The 17,400-nt window shown below is 65.5% G+C and carries 16 protein-coding genes; 10 read left to right on the top strand and 6 right to left on the bottom strand.

The genetic code is table 11. The features are described 5' to 3' along the window. Positions 1-11: 11 nt before the first annotated feature. The 4 genes from AXW67_RS21225 to parC all read left to right on the top strand — a co-directional run bounded on the left by AXW67_RS21225 (position 12) and on the right by parC (position 3,997). Positions 12-392 (top strand): hypothetical protein, encoded by a 381-nt coding sequence (locus AXW67_RS21225; protein ID WP_027553136.1) that lies wholly within the window; start codon positions 12-14, stop codon positions 390-392. A gap of 144 nt (positions 393-536) precedes the next feature. Further along, the gene (gene recO, locus AXW67_RS21220) at positions 537-1,289 is read left to right on the top strand and encodes a DNA repair protein RecO (RefSeq protein ID WP_063679412.1); all 753 of its coding nucleotides are present in this window, start codon (positions 537-539) and stop codon (positions 1,287-1,289) included. Between the two features lie 102 nt (positions 1,290-1,391). Continuing rightward, the gene (locus AXW67_RS21215) at positions 1,392-1,679 is read left to right on the top strand and encodes a hypothetical protein (RefSeq protein ID WP_063679411.1); all 288 of its coding nucleotides are present in this window, start codon (positions 1,392-1,394) and stop codon (positions 1,677-1,679) included. A 59-nt stretch (positions 1,680-1,738) separates the two neighbouring features. Continuing rightward, positions 1,739-3,997 carry a DNA topoisomerase IV subunit A gene (parC, locus tag AXW67_RS21210; RefSeq protein ID WP_027553139.1) on the top strand — a complete coding sequence of 753 codons (2,259 nt, stop codon included), beginning with the start codon at positions 1,739-1,741 and terminating at the stop codon, positions 3,995-3,997. A gap of 61 nt (positions 3,998-4,058) precedes the next feature. On the opposite strand, the gene AXW67_RS21205 is transcribed toward parC, so the two are convergent. From AXW67_RS21205 to AXW67_RS21195, 3 genes are all read right to left on the bottom strand, one after another. Beyond that, the gene (locus AXW67_RS21205) at positions 4,059-4,703 is read right to left on the bottom strand and encodes a hypothetical protein (protein WP_145927757.1); all 645 of its coding nucleotides are present in this window, start codon (positions 4,701-4,703) and stop codon (positions 4,059-4,061) included. A gap of 241 nt (positions 4,704-4,944) precedes the next feature. Continuing rightward, on the bottom strand, positions 4,945-6,330 hold the full coding sequence (gene chrA, locus AXW67_RS21200) for a chromate efflux transporter (RefSeq protein WP_063679409.1): 1,386 nt from the start codon (positions 6,328-6,330) through the stop codon (positions 4,945-4,947). Next, positions 6,330-7,148: a chromate resistance protein ChrB domain-containing protein gene (locus tag AXW67_RS21195; RefSeq protein WP_063679408.1), complete on the bottom strand. Its 819-nt coding sequence runs from the start codon at positions 7,146-7,148 to the stop codon at positions 6,330-6,332. Before AXW67_RS21195 ends, chrA begins: the two co-directional genes overlap by 1 nt. A gap of 204 nt (positions 7,149-7,352) precedes the next feature. Here AXW67_RS21195 and dmeF point away from each other — a divergent pair, with 204 nt between their 5' ends. The 3 genes from dmeF to AXW67_RS21180 all read left to right on the top strand — a co-directional run bounded on the left by dmeF (position 7,353) and on the right by AXW67_RS21180 (position 10,221). After that, positions 7,353-8,330 carry a CDF family Co(II)/Ni(II) efflux transporter DmeF gene (gene dmeF, locus AXW67_RS21190; protein WP_063679407.1) on the top strand — a complete coding sequence of 326 codons (978 nt, stop codon included), beginning with the start codon at positions 7,353-7,355 and terminating at the stop codon, positions 8,328-8,330. Positions 8,331-8,428: 98 nt separating this feature from the next. Further along, the gene (locus tag AXW67_RS21185) at positions 8,429-9,256 is read left to right on the top strand and encodes an N-acyl homoserine lactonase family protein (protein ID WP_063679406.1); all 828 of its coding nucleotides are present in this window, start codon (positions 8,429-8,431) and stop codon (positions 9,254-9,256) included. Positions 9,257-9,342: 86 nt separating this feature from the next. Beyond that, complete coding sequence (locus tag AXW67_RS21180; protein ID WP_063679405.1) at positions 9,343-10,221, top strand: DMT family transporter; 879 nt, start codon at positions 9,343-9,345, stop codon at positions 10,219-10,221. Here AXW67_RS21180 and AXW67_RS21175 read toward each other — a convergent pair. Both AXW67_RS21175 and AXW67_RS21170 read right to left on the bottom strand, forming a co-directional pair. Continuing rightward, a complete protein-coding gene (locus AXW67_RS21175; protein ID WP_027553146.1) occupies positions 10,218-10,409 on the bottom strand; it encodes a hypothetical protein in 192 nt (63 codons plus the stop codon). The two genes, AXW67_RS21180 and AXW67_RS21175, sit on opposite strands and share 4 nt — an antisense overlap. Before the next feature lie 31 nt (positions 10,410-10,440). Further along, on the bottom strand, positions 10,441-11,598 hold the full coding sequence (locus tag AXW67_RS21170; RefSeq protein WP_063679425.1) for an MFS transporter: 1,158 nt from the start codon (positions 11,596-11,598) through the stop codon (positions 10,441-10,443). A gap of 181 nt (positions 11,599-11,779) precedes the next feature. Here AXW67_RS21170 and AXW67_RS21165 point away from each other — a divergent pair, with 181 nt between their 5' ends. Beyond that, a complete protein-coding gene (locus AXW67_RS21165) occupies positions 11,780-13,039 on the top strand; it encodes an adenylate/guanylate cyclase domain-containing protein (RefSeq protein ID WP_027553148.1) in 1,260 nt (419 codons plus the stop codon). Positions 13,040-13,122: 83 nt separating this feature from the next. On the opposite strand, the gene AXW67_RS21160 is transcribed toward AXW67_RS21165, so the two are convergent. Continuing rightward, the gene (locus AXW67_RS21160) at positions 13,123-14,367 is read right to left on the bottom strand and encodes an MFS transporter (protein WP_063679404.1); all 1,245 of its coding nucleotides are present in this window, start codon (positions 14,365-14,367) and stop codon (positions 13,123-13,125) included. Positions 14,368-14,536: 169 nt separating this feature from the next. On the opposite strand from AXW67_RS21160, the gene AXW67_RS21155 reads away from it, so the two are divergent. Together AXW67_RS21155 and AXW67_RS21150 are read left to right on the top strand one after the other, a co-directional pair. Then, complete coding sequence (locus AXW67_RS21155) at positions 14,537-15,889, top strand: Nramp family divalent metal transporter (protein ID WP_063679403.1); 1,353 nt, start codon at positions 14,537-14,539, stop codon at positions 15,887-15,889. Positions 15,890-16,024: 135 nt separating this feature from the next. After that, positions 16,025-17,392: an IS30 family transposase gene (locus tag AXW67_RS21150; RefSeq protein WP_201723621.1), complete on the top strand. Its 1,368-nt coding sequence runs from the start codon at positions 16,025-16,027 to the stop codon at positions 17,390-17,392. Positions 17,393-17,400 lie beyond the last annotated feature (8 nt).

Genomic DNA, 17,400 nt, shown 5'->3' with positions numbered 1-17,400 from the left:
ACCGGGATCCGATGAGCGTGCCTCGCAACGTCCTGCGCTTCGAAGCGCTGCTATATGCATCGCTGATGCTGGATGCCCTGTCGGTCGCGGTGCAGGACCGCACGCCGAATGCGGAGATGACCGAGCAGATGATCATGACGGCGACGCTGCTCGCCGGCGGCATGATCCTGCTTCTGGTCTATTTCGTCTGGCTCGCGGCGAGATGGCGGAAGAACTGGCCACGCTGGGTGCTGGCGGCGGCCCTGGTGCTGTCGGTGATCTCGCTCGGCCAGATCATCGGCGAGAAGGGGATGGAGCTCGACAGCGCCATCGAGATCGTGTCCTGCGTGCTGACGACGATCGGGCTTTACTTCTCGTTCACCGGGGATGCCCAGGGCTGGTTCAATGCGTGACGTTTCACGCAATGCCGTAGGGCGGGCAAAGGCGCGCTCTTGCGCCGTGCCCACCGCAATCGCCAGTGCGCAGTGGATCAAAATTGGTGGGCAGGCTTCGCTTTGCCCACCCTACGATCCCTCGAAATGCGCTAGGCTCACCCCATGGAATGGACCGACGAAGGCATCGTGCTCGGCGTGCGGCGGCATGGCGAATCCAGCGCCATCGTCGAGCTCCTGACGCGCGAGCACGGGCGTCATCTCGGGCTCGTGCGTGGCGGTGCCAGCTCGCGGATGCGGCCCCTTCTGCAGCCGGGGAACAGCGTCAGCGCGGTCTGGCGGGCGCGGCTCGACGAGCATCTCGGAACCTACGCGATCGAAGGCCTGAAACTGCGCGCGGCGGCGCTGCTTGCCTCGTCCCATGGCGTCTACGGCGTCACCCATCTTGCCTCGATTGCGCGGCTGCTGCCGGAGCGCGACCCGCACGAAGAGATTTTTGCGCTGCTCGAACATTCGCTCGACGATTTCGACGACATCGGCGGTGCGGCCGTCCATCTCATCCATTTCGAGCTGGCGATGCTCTCCGAGCTCGGCTTCGGGCTGGCGCTGGAGAATTGCGCGGTGACCGGGGAGACCACCGACCTCATCTACGTCTCGCCGAAATCCGGCGGCGCGGTGTCGCGCGCCGCCGGCGAGCCGTGGCGCGACCGGCTGCTACGTCTGCCGCCGTTCCTGCGCCGGGGCGAAACAGCGGGCGAGCTCACGGACGAGGACCTGCAGGATGGCTTTCGCCTCACCGGCCTGTTCCTGCTGCGCCATGTGCTGGAGCCGCGTGGGCAGGGCCATTCCGATGCGCGTGCCGGCTTCATCAATGCCTTGACGCGCCAGCAGGCGAGGGCGGCGGTATCAGCGCCATGACCTGACTGCGCCACTGCCTTGTCCACAGGCATGGAGTTCTTCGGAACGGAATCGCCCTGTTCGTGTTAGGGGGGAGCAGGTTCCACATCGGGGACAGTCCACATGTTGATGAGAGGATTTGCGCTGTCGGCGGCGCTGCTCGCTTTTGCGCCGGACGCGATGGCCGGCGAACCACAGCCGGGCCTGTTCCGTCGCGCCTCGTGCACGGTGGTCAGGTACTATGTGGCGAAATATTCCGCTGCAGCCGCAGAGACATGGGCGCGGTCCCATGGCGCGACTGAGGCCGAAATCGACGCTGCGCGCCGCTGTCTGACCAACGCGCCGGCGCCCGCGCAGGCCAGGAATCCGCAAGCCACCCCGCCTGTGACCGCTGGTTGGGCCGGGCATTAACGGCCCACAGGAACCAATCCATCCTTGCCCGATTCGCTTCCACGGTTTAACCGGGCGGCATGGGAAAACGATTGATTCCGCCGGAGGAGCCGGCCGAAATTCACGAGGTGCCGCTGCGTGAAGCGCTGGAAGAGCGCTATCTCGCCTATGCGCTCTCCACCATCATGCACCGCGCGCTGCCGGACGCGCGCGACGGCCTGAAGCCGGTGCACCGGCGCATCCTCTACGGCATGCGGCTGCTCAGGCTCGACCCCGGCACGGCCTTCAAGAAGTCCGCCAAGATCGTCGGCGACGTGATGGGTTCGTTCCATCCGCATGGCGACCAGGCGATCTATGACGCCATGGTGCGCCTCGCGCAGGATTTCTCCTCGCGCTATCCGCTGGTCGACGGCCAGGGCAACTTTGGCAATATCGACGGCGATAACCCCGCCGCCTACCGCTACACCGAAGCGCGCATGACCGACGTCGCGCGGCTTCTGCTCGAGGGCATCGACGAAGACGGCGTCGAGTTCCGCGCCAATTACGACGGCCAGTCGAAAGAGCCGGTCGTGCTGCCCGGCGGCTTCCCCAACCTGCTCGCCAACGGCGCGCAGGGCATCGCGGTCGGCATGGCGACCTCGATCCCGCCGCACAACGCCGCCGAGCTCTGCGACGCCGCGCTGCATCTGATCGAGAAGCCCGACGCGAAATCCAAGGCCCTGCTGAAATGGGTCAAGGGTCCGGATTTCCCGACCGGCGGCATCATCGTCGATTCCAAGCAGGCGATCGCCGAGGCCTACACCACCGGCCGCGGCTCGTTCCGGGTGCGCTCCAAGTGGCAGCAGGAAGAGGGCGCTCGCGGCACTTGGGTGGTCGTCGTCACCGAGATCCCGTGGCTGGTGCAGAAGTCGCGGCTGGTCGAGAAGATCGCCGAGCTGCTTGACCAGAAGAAGCTGCCTCTGGTTGGCGAGGTCCGCGACGAATCCGCCGAAGACATCCGTCTCGTCATCGAGCCGAAGTCGAAGAACGTCGATCCCGCCCTGATGATGGAATCGCTGTTCCGGCTGACCGAGCTCGAAAGCAAGATTCCGCTGAACCTCAACGTTCTGATCAAGGGCCGCATCCCCAAGGTGGTGGGACTCGCGGAGTGCCTGCGCGAATGGCTCGACCATCTTCGCGACGTGCTGATCCGCCGCTCCAACTTCCGCAAGGGCCAGATCGAGCACCGGCTGGAGGTCCTTGGCGGCCATTTGGTCGCCTATCTGAACCTCGACAAGGTGATCAAGATCATCCGCACCGAGGACGAGCCGAAGCCGGCGTTGATCAAGGCGTTCAAGCTGACCGAGGTCCAGGCGGAGGCCATCCTCAATATGCGTCTGCGCAACTTGCGCAGGCTCGAGGAAATGGAGATCCGCAATGAAGACAGGGATCTGCGCAAGGAGTTGAAGGGTATCGAAGGCCTGCTCGCCTCCGAAGCCGAGCAGTGGAAGAAGGTCGGCGAGCAGGTCGGCAAGGTCCGCGACATGTTCGGACCCAAGACGCCGCTCGGCAAGCGCCGCACCACGTTTGCGGACGCGCCCGAGCACGATCTTGCGGCGATCGAGGAAGCCTTCGTCGAGCGCGAGCCGGTCACGGTCGTCGTCTCCGACAAGGGCTGGATCCGCACCATGAAGGGGCACGTCGAGGATCTCTCCGGCCTTGCCTTCAAGCAGGACGACAAGCTCGGCTTCGCCTTCTTCGCCGAGACGACCTCCAAGCTGCTGCTGTTCGCCACCAACGGCAAGTTCTACTCGCTCGATGTGGCGAAGCTGCCAGGCGGCCGCGGCCACGGCGAGCCGATCCGCCTGTTCATCGACCTCGAGCAGGAGGCCGCCCCCGTCGCGCTGTTCGTCAACAAGGGCGGACGCAAATTCCTGGTGGCTAGCCACGAAGGCCAGGGTTTTGTCGTCAACGAGGACGATTGCGTCGGCACCACCAAGAAGGGCAAGCAGGTCCTCAACGTCGACATGCCGAACGAGGCGCGCGCGGTCACAGAGGTGCTCGGCGACACGATTGCGGTGATCGGCGAGAACCGCAAGATGCTGATCTTCCCGCTCGATCAGGTGCCGGAAATGGCGCGTGGCCGCGGCGTCCGTCTGCAGAAGTACAAGGACGGCGGCCTGTCCGACGTCGCCGTATTCGATGCCAAGGCGGGTCTGACCTGGAAGGACTCCGCGGGGCGCGAATTCAGTGCGACCATGAAGGAGCTCGCCGAGTGGCAAGGCACCCGCGCCGACGCCGGCCGCCTGCCGCCGAAGGGATTCCCGAAGTCGAACAAGTTCGGCCGGGTGATCGGGTAGGCTGGTTGCTGCCCCAACAAAGACTGTCATGCCCCGGCTCGACCGGGGCATCCACCGGCCGCTAATCCTCCACAAACGCTTTCCATCGGCTCAGCGCCGACTGTCGCAAGCTCGCTCTTTCGCCATCGAGCTCGGAGCTGCGTTTCGCCGCGTCCGTCATTGCGGTCGCAGCGCGATTGTAGCCATTGGCCGTGGACTGGAAAGGAAACACGAACTGGCCGTTTGTGACCCTATAGATGCCAAACTCGCGCACCAGCAGCGCCACGCATTTTTCGTAGGCGTTGTAATAGTCTGCGCGTGCGATGAGCATATTGGAAGTGAGCGCGGTCCAGGCTCCATGCTGCTCGTCGATCATCGCCATGAACGAGGTCAATCGCTCGTCCCCGACGTTCAGTGACCGAACGTCCTTCTCCACATTCTCACGTGCAGACGTGAGCAGCGCATCGTAGCGCGGCGCGAACGTCGCGACATTGGCTTCGGCGGTCTTCAGGTCGCGCCGAAGCGCGTCGAGGTCATTGCGGCTGGCCGTGCCGAGATCGCCGAGCATCGGCAAGGGCCTTGCCGCGGCTTCATCGAGCAGTCGCCGAGCCGCAGCGTCGATGTCGTTCACGTCCTCGTTTGCGAGTGCGACGAGCCTGAGCAACCTGTTGGACGGATATTGCTTGATGGCTTGATCGAGCTCTGCAGGATCGGTCACGTCGCGCAACGCAGCCCGGCTCTCCTCCGCGGACCTGACGGCCTGAAGCCTCGACAGGTCGCCAGCGTAGTAGATGGCGCCAACGCACACAGCCGCAAAGAAACCGAAGAGCGACAGAACGAGGAGCAATCGTCCGCTCGGTTTGGCAGCCTGATGCGACACTGATCCCACGGGGCGGGACTCCTCTCGAACAACACCTTACTGTCTTTCGCAGGGCCCGAGGAGTCCAGCTATGATCTGATCAGTCTCCCTAGATCACCCCCACCAGCCGCAAGGCGATACCCGCCGCGCAACTGCCCGCCAGCACCGTGAGCATGCCGAGCCTGAAGCGGAACAGCGCGGTTGCGGCTGCGATCGACAGCGCGAGCGCCGGGATGTCGACGCTGGTCAGCACGGGACTGTCGAAGGAAAGCGGGAAGGCGTTCACAGGCACGGTCTCGCGGAACAGCGTGTGCAGCGCGAACCAGATCGACAGGTTGAGGATCACGCCGACGACGGCGGCCGTGATCGCACTCAGCGCGCCGGCAAGGCCGGTGTTGCCGCGCAACCGTTCGATGTAGGGCGCGCCGACGAAGATCCAGAGGAAGCAGGGCGTGAAGGTGACCCAGGTCGCGAGCAGTCCGCCGAGGGTTGCCGCGAGCATCGGCGACAGCCCGCTGGGATCGCGGAAGGCGGCCATGAAGCCCACGAACTGGAGCACCATGATCAGCGGGCCCGGCGTGGTCTCGGCCATGCCGAGGCCATCGAGCATCTCATTCGGCTTCAGCCAGTGATAGTGCTCGACCGCCTGCTGGGCGACATAGGCCAGCACCGCATAGGCGCCGCCGAAGGTGACCAGCGCCATCTTCGAGAAGAACAGGGCGATCTGGCTAAACACATTGGCCTCGCCGAAGGTCGCGAGCAGCGCGATCACCGGTGCCAGCCACAGTGCAAGCCAGAACGCGCCGACGCGGATGGCGCGTCCGGTGTCGGGGCGGACGTGCTCGGGTACGGCTTCGCCCAGCATGCTGTCGATCACGGCTGTGTTGCCACCATGGCCGTGACCGGCCGGCGCGAATTCCGGGCGGCCGCTTCGCGCGCCGGCATAGCCGATCACGCCGGCGGTGATGATGATCAGCGGGAAGGGGACCGCGAAGAAGAAGATGGCGATGAAGGCGAGCGCGGCGAGCGCAATCATGACCCGATTCTTCAGCGCGCGCTTGCCGACGCGCACCACCGCCTCGACGACGATGGCGAGCACTGCGGCCTTCAGCCCGAAGAACAGCGCCGCGACAAAGCTGACATTGCCATAGGCGGCATAGATGTAGCTCAGGCCCATGATCGCGATGATGCCGGGCAGGATGAACAGCCCGCCCGCCACCAGCCCGCCGGCGGTACGGTGCAGCAGCCAGCCGACATAGGTGGCGAGTTGCTGCGCCTCCGGTCCCGGTAGCAGCATGCAATAGTTCAGCGCATGCAGGAAGCGGCCCTCCGAAATCCAGTTCTTCTCCTCGACCAGGATGCGGTGCATCACCGCGATCTGCCCCGCGGGCCCGCCGAAACTCAGGCAGGCAACGCGGAGCCAGACGCGAAAGGCTTCGCCGAAGCTGATGCCGTGACCGGCATCAGCTTCTGCTTGAACGCTACGGGTATCCATTACGCCTTCACCTTGTTGGTCGGCCAGTTGTGGGTCTCGGTGGTGGCGTCGCGGCACCAGCGGTAGAAGGCGTCGTAGAGCGTCATGCCGGCCTCGAGCTGCGCAAGGTCGTCGTCATACATCCGCGACAGCCCGAGAGACGCCGCGAGCAGGCCAGACGCCTCCGGCGCAAGGTCGGGCCGGGCCGTGTCGGCGCCGCGCACGAGCGTTGCCAGCCGCTGCAAGGGCGGTGTGGCGAGCCCGAACTCCTCCATCATCACGTCGAAGGTGCAGAGCTCGCCGCGGTGGCTCCAGAACACGTTTTCGATGTCGAAGGGCGCCGCGCCAAAGTGCTCGCCGACGGCGACCACTTCGGAGGGCGCGACGTACAGGAACACCGCGTTGGGATCGACGAAGCGGCGGATCAGCCAGGGGCAGGCGATGCGGTCGACCTTCGGCCGCGCGCGCGTCACCCAGATGGTCCGCCCCCTGGCATCGCGTGGCGGCAGTTTTCTGGTGTCGATCAGCGGCAGATTTGCCGCTTTCCAGCCCTCGAAGCCGCCTTCCAGCGTCTCGGCCTGCACGCCGAGTTGGCGCAGCCAGGCCGCCGTGCCCTGGGCGAGCTTTTCGCCGCGGAAGCAGGTGACGATGGCGGAGCGGCCGGCAAACTCGCCGCCCCAGTCCTGGACGTTCTCGTGACTGAGCTTGATGGAGCCGGGGATCAGCCGCCGGTCGGCGGAAAAATCCTCCTCCGTTCGCACGTCAATCAGGGTGGGGGCATTGGGCGTGCCGATCAGGCGCGCCAGTTTGTCGGGAGATATGGTCGTGAAAGTAGACATGATGATGCGTCCTCGTAAGAACCGAACGGGACGCGATACTTGGGCATGTCGCCTCGTGGGGAGATCGCTCAATCCCCATGGCGCCAATTACAGCGAAACCGCGGGGGGCTGTCAATCGCCGGTTTTGCCGGCAATGAGCGTTAGTAAGGGATGCTGTCAGGGCCTATATTGGGCGCTGGAATCTACTCCTGGAGATCTGGTCCGATGCATTCCCATTCCATCGAACAATGGACACACGATCACGCGTTCCTGGGCGAGCGGCACGACGAGAACGAGCGGCGCACCTGGTTCGTGGTCGTCCTGACGCTGGTGATGATGGTCGGTGAGATTCTGGCCGGCTCGCTGTTCGGATCGATGGCGCTGCTCGCCGACGGCTGGCACATGGGCACCCATGCGGCGGCCCTCGGGATTGCCGCCTTCGCCTACCGTTTTGCGCGACGGCACCTCGGGAATGCGCATTTCACCTTCGGCACCGGCAAGTTCGGCGATCTCGCCGCCTTCGCCAGCGCGATCATCCTGGGATTGATCGCGGTCCAGATCGCCTATGAGAGCGTGCTGCGGCTGTTCACGCCCGTGCCGATCGTCTATGGCGAGGCGATCGCGGTTGCCGCCCTCGGCCTGTGCGTCAACCTGGTGAGCGCGTGGCTGCTGCGCGACAGCCATGACCATCACCACCACGGCCACGATCATGACCATGGTCATGCACATGATGATCACGACGATCATGACCATGATCATCACGGCCATCACCACCATCATCACGACCACAATCTCCGCGCGGCCTACGTCCATGTCATGGCCGATGCGGCGACCTCGGTGCTTGCGATCGGTGCGCTCGTCGTCGCGATGTATTCGGGATGGGTGTGGGCCGATCCGGCCGTGGGCCTGATCGGCAGCGTGGTGATCGCGAGCTGGGCGTTCGGTCTGGTCAAGGCCTCCGGCGCAGTGCTGCTCGACGTGCGCGCGGACGAGAAGCTGGAGCGCATCGTCCGTGCTCGGATGGAGGTTGGCGACGACCGCGTCACGGATCTGCATCTCTGGCAGGTCGGCCCCGGCCATTGCGCCGTGCTGGTGTCGGTGGTCTCGGATGCGCCGAAGCAGCCGGCCGTCTACAAGAGGCGGCTCGCCGGGCTGAAGGGGCTCAGCCATATCACGGTCGAGGTCGAGACCTGTCCGCACTGATGTGATCGGCGCCTTCGGGAATTTTCAGCCCACTCCGGGTTTGGTCCTCGGTATCGGCGCGCGGCCTCGCGCGTCACGGTGAAAAAGGAACAGCAACCATGCGTCGGATCGGCCTTGCCTTCTCCGCCATCGCACTTGTGCTCTGCGCCACCACAGCGTCCGCGCAGTCGCAGACATCCGCCGTCGAGAAGCTCTACATTCTCAATTGCGGGGAGGGCACCGCCGGCGACATCTCGCGCTGGTCGCCCGGCGTGAACGAAGGCAAGTCGATGGACTTCGTCGACACCTGCTACCTCATCAAGCACGGGCAGGACTGGTTTCTGTGGGACACCGGCATTACCGATGCCGTTGCCGCGATGCCCAATGGGCTCGCGCCCGCCGACCCCAAGGCGGTCACCTGGCGGCGACCGAAGACGCTTGCAGCGCAGCTCGAGCAGATCGGAGTGAAGCCAGCGGACATCAAGGCGATGGGCGTCTCGCACACGCATCCCGACCACATCGGCAATGTCGAGATGTTTCCGCAGGCCATGCTCTACGTGCAGAAGGCTGAATATGACTGGCCCGGCACCAACAATGAGCCGCGCTTCAAGCCCTCCCATCCCGTCGAGCTTTTGTCGGGCGACAAGGACGTTTTCGGCGACGGCAGCGTGACCATCCTGTCGACGCCCGGGCACACGCCGGGGCATCAGTCGCTGCTGGTGAAATTGTCGAAGACCGGGGCGGTGGTGCTGTCCGGCGATGCCGTCCATTTCAGGGATAATTGGGATAACCGTCGCGTGCCCAGCATGAACGCCGACAAGGACCAGAGCGTGGCCTCGATGCAGAAGATCGCCGACACGCTCGCCAAGGAGAAGGGGCAGCTCTGGATCAACCACGACAAGGCCCAGCGCGACGGCCAGAAGCTGGCGCCGGAGTTTTACGACTGAGGCCTGCAGGCCAACCGACCCTGCTGCCATGACGGTGGCAGCAGCACCATGCTAAGCGGCCGCATCGTCTCCGAGAGGGAACGCCTGTGGGAGAGTGGGGCGGAGTTGCGATCGCGCTGGCGTCCAGCAGCCTCGGTGGCACCGCGGCGGCGATCACCCGCTATCTCGTCGTCGGCGCCGATCCGATCCTGCTTGCAATCCTGCGCTGGGGCATCGGCTTCGCCTGCCTGCTGCCGAGCGCGCTTCTGCTCGGCGTACGCTGGCCGTCGCAACGTGACTTGCCGGCCGTAGCGCTGCTCGGCGTCTGCTTCTTCGGCCTGTTCTTCATCCTCTACAACATCGCGGTGTCCTACACGACCGCCGCGCGCGCCAGTCTTGCGCTGGCGACGCTGCCGCTCCACACCATGGTGGTCGGCGCGCTCTTAGGCGTGGAGCGGCTGACGGCGCGCAAGATCACCGGCGTCGGCATCGCCGTGCTCGGCGTGACGGCGGCGCTCGCGACGGGCCTGGCGCAAAGCCCGCCGGGCGCCCGGCGCGGCGAACTGATCATGACCGGAGCCGTGTTCTGCATGGCGTTCTACAATGTGCTGTCGCGCCCGTTGATGAAGCGCTCCAGCGCGCTCGGCTTTCTCACCGTCGGCATGGGCGCAGGTGCAGTCGTGTTGGTGCTGGTGGGTCTTTGGCGTGGCAGCTTTGCGGCGCTCGATCGTTTCACCGCGGCGCAGTGGACCGCCGGTGTCTATCTCGGCATTGGCGGCGGCGCGCTTGCCTTCATCCTCTGGGTCAAGGCGCTGGAACGCGCCACACCGACCCGCGTCGCCAATACGATGACGGTCAATCCGATCGCGGCCGCCTTGCTCGCAGCGCTCCTGATCGGCGAGCCGATTACGCCCAATCTCCTCATCGGGTTGGTTGCCGTGTTCGCCGGCATCTGGATCGCCACCAGCGAGACGAAGACGGCCTAACTTCGCGGTGCCGTCACCGGCGGTGGGCCGCTTTCCGGACTCTTCTTCGGCTTCAGCGTGCCGGCATAGAAGGAGAGCAGCCACACCAGCACGACGGCGAGGAGATAGACGCCCCAGGCCTGCGGCGGCGTGGTCGCCCAGCGGAAGGCGCGTCTGAATGTGCCGGGGGTGCTGGTGTCTTCGGTCATGGGCCGCTTGTGCGCGATAGCGCCGCTGCGGTCAATCCGGCCGTCGCTCTGCGCGGATGAGGAACAGCGCTGCCAGCGCCGAAAGGCTGAGCGCGGACGACACGATCAGCACCTTGGCTCCCATCACGTCGATGAGCAGGCCGAAGGCAAGTGGCGACACGGCCTGCGCCATGCGTGCCGGCGCGCCGATGATGCCAAGGCGGTAGCCAAAATCCTTCGGGCCGAAGATCGACAGCGGGAGCGTGCCGCGCGCGATCGTCAAGATGCCGTTGCCCGAGCCGTGGAATAGCGCGAAGGCGCTCGCCGCGGCGCCGCCGAAGATCGCTACGATCACTGCTCCGATCGGATGGGTGAGGCAGGCGAGGCGCGTCGACCACAGCGGATGGAAGCGGCTGAGGAAGCCCGCTTCGAGAATGCGCGCGCCGACCTGCGCCGGCCCGATCAGCGCGCCGGCCGCGATCGCTTCGACCGGTGTTGCGCCGGTGGTCTCGAGGATGCGCGGAAAATGCGCGGCCATCGCGCCGGTGACGGTCCACACCGCGGCGAAGATGAAGGCGAGCAGGATCATGGTGCGGTCGAGCGGCAGATGCGGCTTCGCTGCCGTCGCGGCGGCCTGCTTGGCGCCCTTGATCGCCGGCAGCATGAAGAAGTTCAGCGGAAGGCCGATGAGGATGTTGGCAGCCGCCCAGGCAAAGCAGGTGTCGCGCCAGCCGATATGCGACAGGCCCCAGGCGGTGAGCGGCCAGCCGACGGTCGAGGCAAATCCCGCCATTAGCGTGATGCCCGTGATCGAGCCGCGCGCCTCGGTTCCGTAGATTCGGCCGAGCGCGGCGAAGGCGGCATCATAGAGTCCCATCGCCATGCCGATGCCGAGCACGAGCCAGGCGATCGCCATCATCGTGACGGATTGCGAGACGCCGAGCAGCACGAGGCCGGCGGCGATCGTCAGGTTCGAGGCCGACAGCACCTGCCGTCCGCCGACGAGATCGATCTGTCGCCCGATGCGCGGGCCGAGCATCGCGGAGATCACGAGCGAGGCGGAGAACGCGCCAAAGATCCAGTTGGAGGAGACGCCGAGGTCACGTGCCATGGGGTCGGCGAGCAGGGCCGGCAGGTAGTAGCTGGAGGCCCAGGCCAGGGTCTGCGTGGTGCCGAGCGCCAGGATGATCGGAAGCTGTCGCTGGCTCATCCGCGCGCGCTTCCGATTCTGGCCGACAAAGTCATCATCCATCGCATTTGCCGCCCGCAGCGCGGGCGCGTCAACCGCACCTGCGGCATATTCGACCTGCGGCGAACGGGAGCCTTGGTTGTGCACGGCCCGCGCGCGGCTTCCGCCTTTCGCTGGTCACGAATGCACGCCATAATGGCGTATGCAATTGACCTCCCGTCTCGAGCTGATGAACTGGCTGACCGGCCAGGGTCTCACCGGCCTGCCCGAACCCGAACTGCTTCGCGGCTTCTGCGAGCGCTGCCGCGCCGAGGGGCTCGAGCTGTCGCGCGGCCTCCTCTTCATCGACACGCTGCATCCGATCTACGAGGGGCGGGGTTTTCGCTGGAGCGACAGGCCGAGCAACGAGAGCGAAGCCTTCGAATACGGCTCGACGGCCGAGGGCGATCCGAACAAGAACTGGCGGCGCTCGGTGTTCTTCCATTTGCTCGAGCACGGCCACGACGAGATGCAGATCGATCTTGCCGACTGCGACAAGCTCGACTTCTCGCAGATCGGTGAACTTGCCGAAAAGGGTCACCGGCATTTCCTCGCCTTCGTGCATCGCTTCGGCGAAACAGGCGCGCTCGGGCAGATGGATTGCCTTTATTCCTACTGGACGACGCGGCGCGCGGACGGTTTCAGGGAAGCCGAACTCGCCGCGCTGCGCGACCTCGTGCCGGTGCTCGGGCTCGCGATCAAGTCGGCACAGCAAGTCGATATCGTGCGTACGCTCGGGCGCGTCTATCTCGGGCGCGACGCCTCCGAGCAGGTGCTGCGCGGGCGCATCTCCCGTGGTGTCACCGAACGCATCAACGCCGTGCTCTGGTATTCGGACCTGCGCGGCTCGACCGGGATCAGCGAGAGCATTGGGCCTGACGAGATCATCCCGTTCCTCAACGACTATGCTCAAGCGGTGATCGACGCGATCCACGACGCCGGCGGCGACGTGTTGAAGCTGATCGGCGATGGCGTGCTCGCGATGTTCACCGGCGAGGATATGGCGACAGCGCGTCGCGCAGCGCTGCGGGCCGAGCATCTGTTCCGCCAGAACGCCGTGGCGTTGAATACGCGCCGGGCGGCCGACGGCCGTCCCACCACGTCGGCCTATATCGGCCTGCATGTCGGCGAAGTCTTCTACGGCAATATCGGCAGCGAGGACCGGCTCGACTTCACGGTGGTGGGACCGACCGTCAACGAGGTCAGCCGCATCGCATCGATGAGCCGTTCGGTCGATCGTGAGCTCCTGGCGTCGTCGGAGTTCTACAAGGGCCTCGATGCCACCGGCCGCCGCTATCTCGTCTCCACCGGCCGCTACGCGCTGCGTGGCATCGGCCGCGCGCAGGATCTCTACACGCTCGATCCGGATATCGACGCGAACGAGCCGGTGACGGGGAGCTATGAGCGGTATTTGGCGGGTTAGGCCCGCCTGTTTCCCCGCAGTCGTCCTGGCTTTCGCCAGGACGACTGCGGAGGGAATTGCCCCGTTTCTCTGACGAGGTGGCGCTAGCACCGCGCCGCCGCGCCGTCCTCCACCATCTTCGGCTGCCGATCCAGTGCCACCGCAGGCGAGAGCCAGATCACCAGCGCCTGCACGGCGAACACCGCCGCGGCGAGATACAGGCACGCCTCCGCGCTCCAGAAGCCGCCGACGACCGCGCCGAGCGCCGAGCCGACCGGGCGGGCGCCGTAGCTCATGATGTTGATGGCGGAGACGCGGCCGAGCAGACTCGACGGCGTCACGGACTGGCGCAAGGTCGTGGTCGAGATCACCCAGAGGATAGGCCCGACGCCGAGCAGGAAGAAACTCAGGCCCGCAAGCCAGGGCGAGGGGAGCAGCACCGTCAGCGCCATCACCACCGCAGCGGCGAAACCGGTGACCGGGCCGAGGCCGATCACGGTGCCGAAGGCGATGCGGCGCATGACGCGCGTTGCGAGCAGCGCGCCGATCACCATGCCGACGCCGTACATTCCGAGCACGATGCCGACGCCTGTGGCCGACAGCCCGAGATGGCGCACGGCATAGGGTACGAACACCGCGAGCTGCAGGAACCAGCCGGTGTTGAAGATAAATTGGGTGACGAACACAGGCCGCAGCAGTGCGTGGTGGAACACGAATGCCGCGCCTTCGCGGATCTCTTGGAACGGATGACGCCGCGGCACGGGCGCGCGGGCCGGCTCGTAGAGCCCGGACAGCAGCACCACGGCGATCGCCGAAAGTGCGGCGGCGAAGGCGAAGGCGGGACTCGCGCCAAGCCAGCCGACCAGCGCGCCGCCGAGCGCAGGCCCGCTTGCGAAGGCGACGGTGCGCGCAAGCTCAATCCGCGCATTCGCCGCCGGCAGCAGCTCCGACGTTACCAGCGAGGGCACCAGCGCCGGCGCGGCCACGCTGTAGACGACGGTGCCGCACACCGCGGCAAAGCCGAGCAGCGCCAGCAGCGGCAGATTGAGCGCGCCGAGCCAGAGCAGCAGCACGACGGCCGCGAGCGCGGCCGCGCGCAGCGCTTCGGCGCCGGCCATCAGCGAGCGGCGGGAGATGCGGTCGGCGAGCAGGCCGGCCGGGATCGCGAACAGCACGAAGGGCAAGGTGAGGGCCGTCTGCAGCAGGCCGGTCTGGCCCTCCGCGACGCCGAGCGTCAGCACGGCGACGATGGGTGCGGCCGCCAGCGCGATCTGCTCGGCTGACTGCGCCGCCAGGTTGGACCAGGCGAGGCGGTTGAAGGTGTCCGGAAGGCGAGAGCTCGTTGACATGGCACATGTCCTGCAAAGTGATCCAGCGCCACTATTCACCTCTGTGGACGGCTAAACCCACCCGCTTCCCGACAGGCCCAGGCATGGCGGGTCCCGCGTCGGGAACCGGTGCGGCTAGATGCAGTTGCAAATGAGTTGCAATAAGGATCGACTTCGGTATTCTCGCAACATGGATGCCCGCTCGCCCGATTTGACCCCCGAGGCCGCCGGTTGGCGCGCTGATGCGCCCGCCACCAAGAGCCTGGCCGAGGTGAATGCAACGGTGGCCATTCCGGCCGGAGGCCGCTGGTGGCGGCGGCTGCTCGCCTTTGTCGGTCCTGGCTATCTCGTCTCGGTCGGCTACATGGACCCCGGCAACTGGGCGACCGACCTCGCCGGCGGATCGAGGTTCGGTTACACGCTGCTCTCGGTCATCCTGCTCTCGAACCTGATGGCGATCCTGCTGCAGTCGCTTTCCGCGAGGCTCGGCATCGTTACCGATCGCGACCTCGCGCAGGCCTGCCGCGCGACCTATTCGCCGGCAGTGAATTTCCTGCTCTGGCTTGCCTGCGAGGCGGCGATCATCGCCTGCGATCTCGCCGAGGTCATCGGCACCGCGATCGCGCTCAAGCTGTTGTTCGGCATTCCCCTGATCGGCGGCGCGCTGATCGCAGCGCTCGATGCCTTCCTGCTGCTGCTCCTGATGAACCGCGGTTTCCGATTTCTGGAAGCGTTCGTCATGGCGCTGCTTGCGGTGATTGCGGTCTGCTTTGCGATCCAGGTCGCGGCTGCGGCGCCGCCGGTCGCGGAGATTTTGCGCGGCTTTGCGCCGAAGACCGAGATCGTCACCAATCCGGAGATGCTCTACCTCGCGATCGGCATCATCGGTGCCACCGTGATGCCGCATAATCTCTATCTGCACTCCTCGATCGTGCAGACGCGCGCCTATGAGCGCAACGAAGCCGGCCGGCGCGAGGCGATCAAATGGGCGACGACGGACTCGACCATCGCGCTGATGCTGGCGCTGTTCATCAATGCCGCGATCCTCGTGGTCGCCGCCGCGACCTTCTACAAGAGCGGCCATTCCGACGTCGCCGAGATCGGCCAGGCCTTCGAGCTGTTGTCGCCGCTGCTCGGCCTCGGTATCGCTTCGACCCTGTTCGCAGTGGCGCTGCTCGCCTCGGGTCTGAACTCGACGGTGACGGCAACGCTGGCGGGACAGATCGTGATGGAGGGCTTTCTCGACCTGCGCCTGCCGAGCTGGGCGCGACGCCTCTTGACGCGCGGCATCGCCATCATTCCCGTGATCATCGTTACCGCGATCTACGGCGAGCGCGGTACGGCCGATCTGTTGGTGTTCAGCCAGGTCGTGCTGTCGATGCAACTTCCCTTCGCCGTCATCCCGCTGGTGCGCTTCGTCTCTGACCGCCGCAAGATGGGCAAGTTCGCGATCCCCACGTCAGTCGCAGCGATCGCATGGATCGTCGCGGGCGTCATCGTGGTTTTGAACGTGAAGCTGCTGGCGGATGCGCTCTTCGGGTGATCACATCTCCGCTGTCGTCGCCAGGCTCGACCGGGCGACCCAGTATCCCAGAGACATTACTTATCTTGCTGAGACGCCGCGGCGTACTGGGCGGATTCAACCGCTCGTCGCAACACTCGAGCAAAAGAGGTTGCGATGGAGAAGCGTGTGCGGACAGATCGTCCCCGAGAGGTCCTACGAGAAGATTATAGACCGTTCTGGACTGCGATTGCCTTGGGGCGATCGAGCGGGGATGCTGCGGTTGAGGCCGGGGTGTCGCCGTCGGTCGGAGTACGCTGGTTCCGGAGGGCGGGCGGTATGCCGCCAACACATTTGTCGCGATCGTCCAAACCTCGGTCGGAGCGCTACCTGTCGTTCGCCGAACGTGAGGAGATTGCCATCTTGCGCGCGCAGGGGCATGGGGTGCGAGCCATCGCTCGTCAGCTCGGCCGGCCTCCATGCACGATCTCCCGTGAGCTCCGTCGCAATGTGGCGCGCCGCCATGGCGCTCCAGAGTACCGGGCGACCACGGCACAATGGCATGCTGATCAGTCCGCCCGACGGCCCAAGTTTGCGAAGTTGGCAATCAACCCGACCCTGCGGGATTATGTGCAGGACAGGCTTGCCGGTATGATCGCTAAGCCAGACGGGGCGCTCCTCGTTGGCCCGAAGGTCGTGTGGAAGGGCCGCCGGGCGGTGCATCGGCAAAACCGACGCTGGGCGACGGCATGGAGCCCGGAACAGATTTCTCGGCGACTTCGGCTCGACTTTCCCGAGGATGAGACGATGCGCATCAGTCACGAGGCAATTTATCAGGCCCTTTATGTGCAGGGTCGAGGAGCTTTGCGCCGTGAACTGACGGCCTGCTTGCGCACTGGGCGGGCCTTGCGGATGCCGAGGGCGCGCGCCCGCAAAGGCAGAAGCTTCATTCCTTCCGAGATCATGATCAGTCAACGTCCGGCGGAAGCTGCCGATCGAGCTGTGCCGGGTCACTGGGAAGGTGACCTCATCATGGGCCTCGGTAGTTCCGCGATCGGCACTTTGGTGGAGCGCACGAGCCGTTTTACCATTCTGCTGCATTTGCCGCGCATGACCGGTCAGGAACAGGATGCTCGCGTGAAGAATGGACCTGCACTCGCCGGACATGGCGCTGAGGCGGTGCGAGACGCCATCACCCGCGCAATCTTCACCATGCCCGAGCGACTGCGGCGGTCTCTAACCTGGGATCAAGGAGCTGAGCTGGCTCAGCACGCGCGTCTGAAGATCGATGCAGGCGTGCAGGTCTACTTTTGCGACCCTCACAGCCCGTGGCAGCGCGGCACCAACGAGAACACGAATGGGTTGCTGCGCCAGTACTTTCCAAAGGGGACGGATCTCAGCATGCACGATGCCGATGATCTGGAGGCCGTGGCTCTTGCACTCAACACAAGGCCCCGCAAAACCCTCGGCTGGAAAACACCGGCAGAAACCCTCGACGAATTGCTCCGAGTGAGCGATACACGGAGTGTTGCGACGAGCGGTTGAATCCGCCC

It is taken from the genome of Bradyrhizobium neotropicale (assembly GCF_001641695.1).
GTDB lineage: Bacteria > Pseudomonadota > Alphaproteobacteria > Rhizobiales > Xanthobacteraceae > Bradyrhizobium > Bradyrhizobium neotropicale.
Note: the sequence above shows the minus strand (reverse complement) of the source record. Positions and strands in the feature narration are given on the sequence as shown.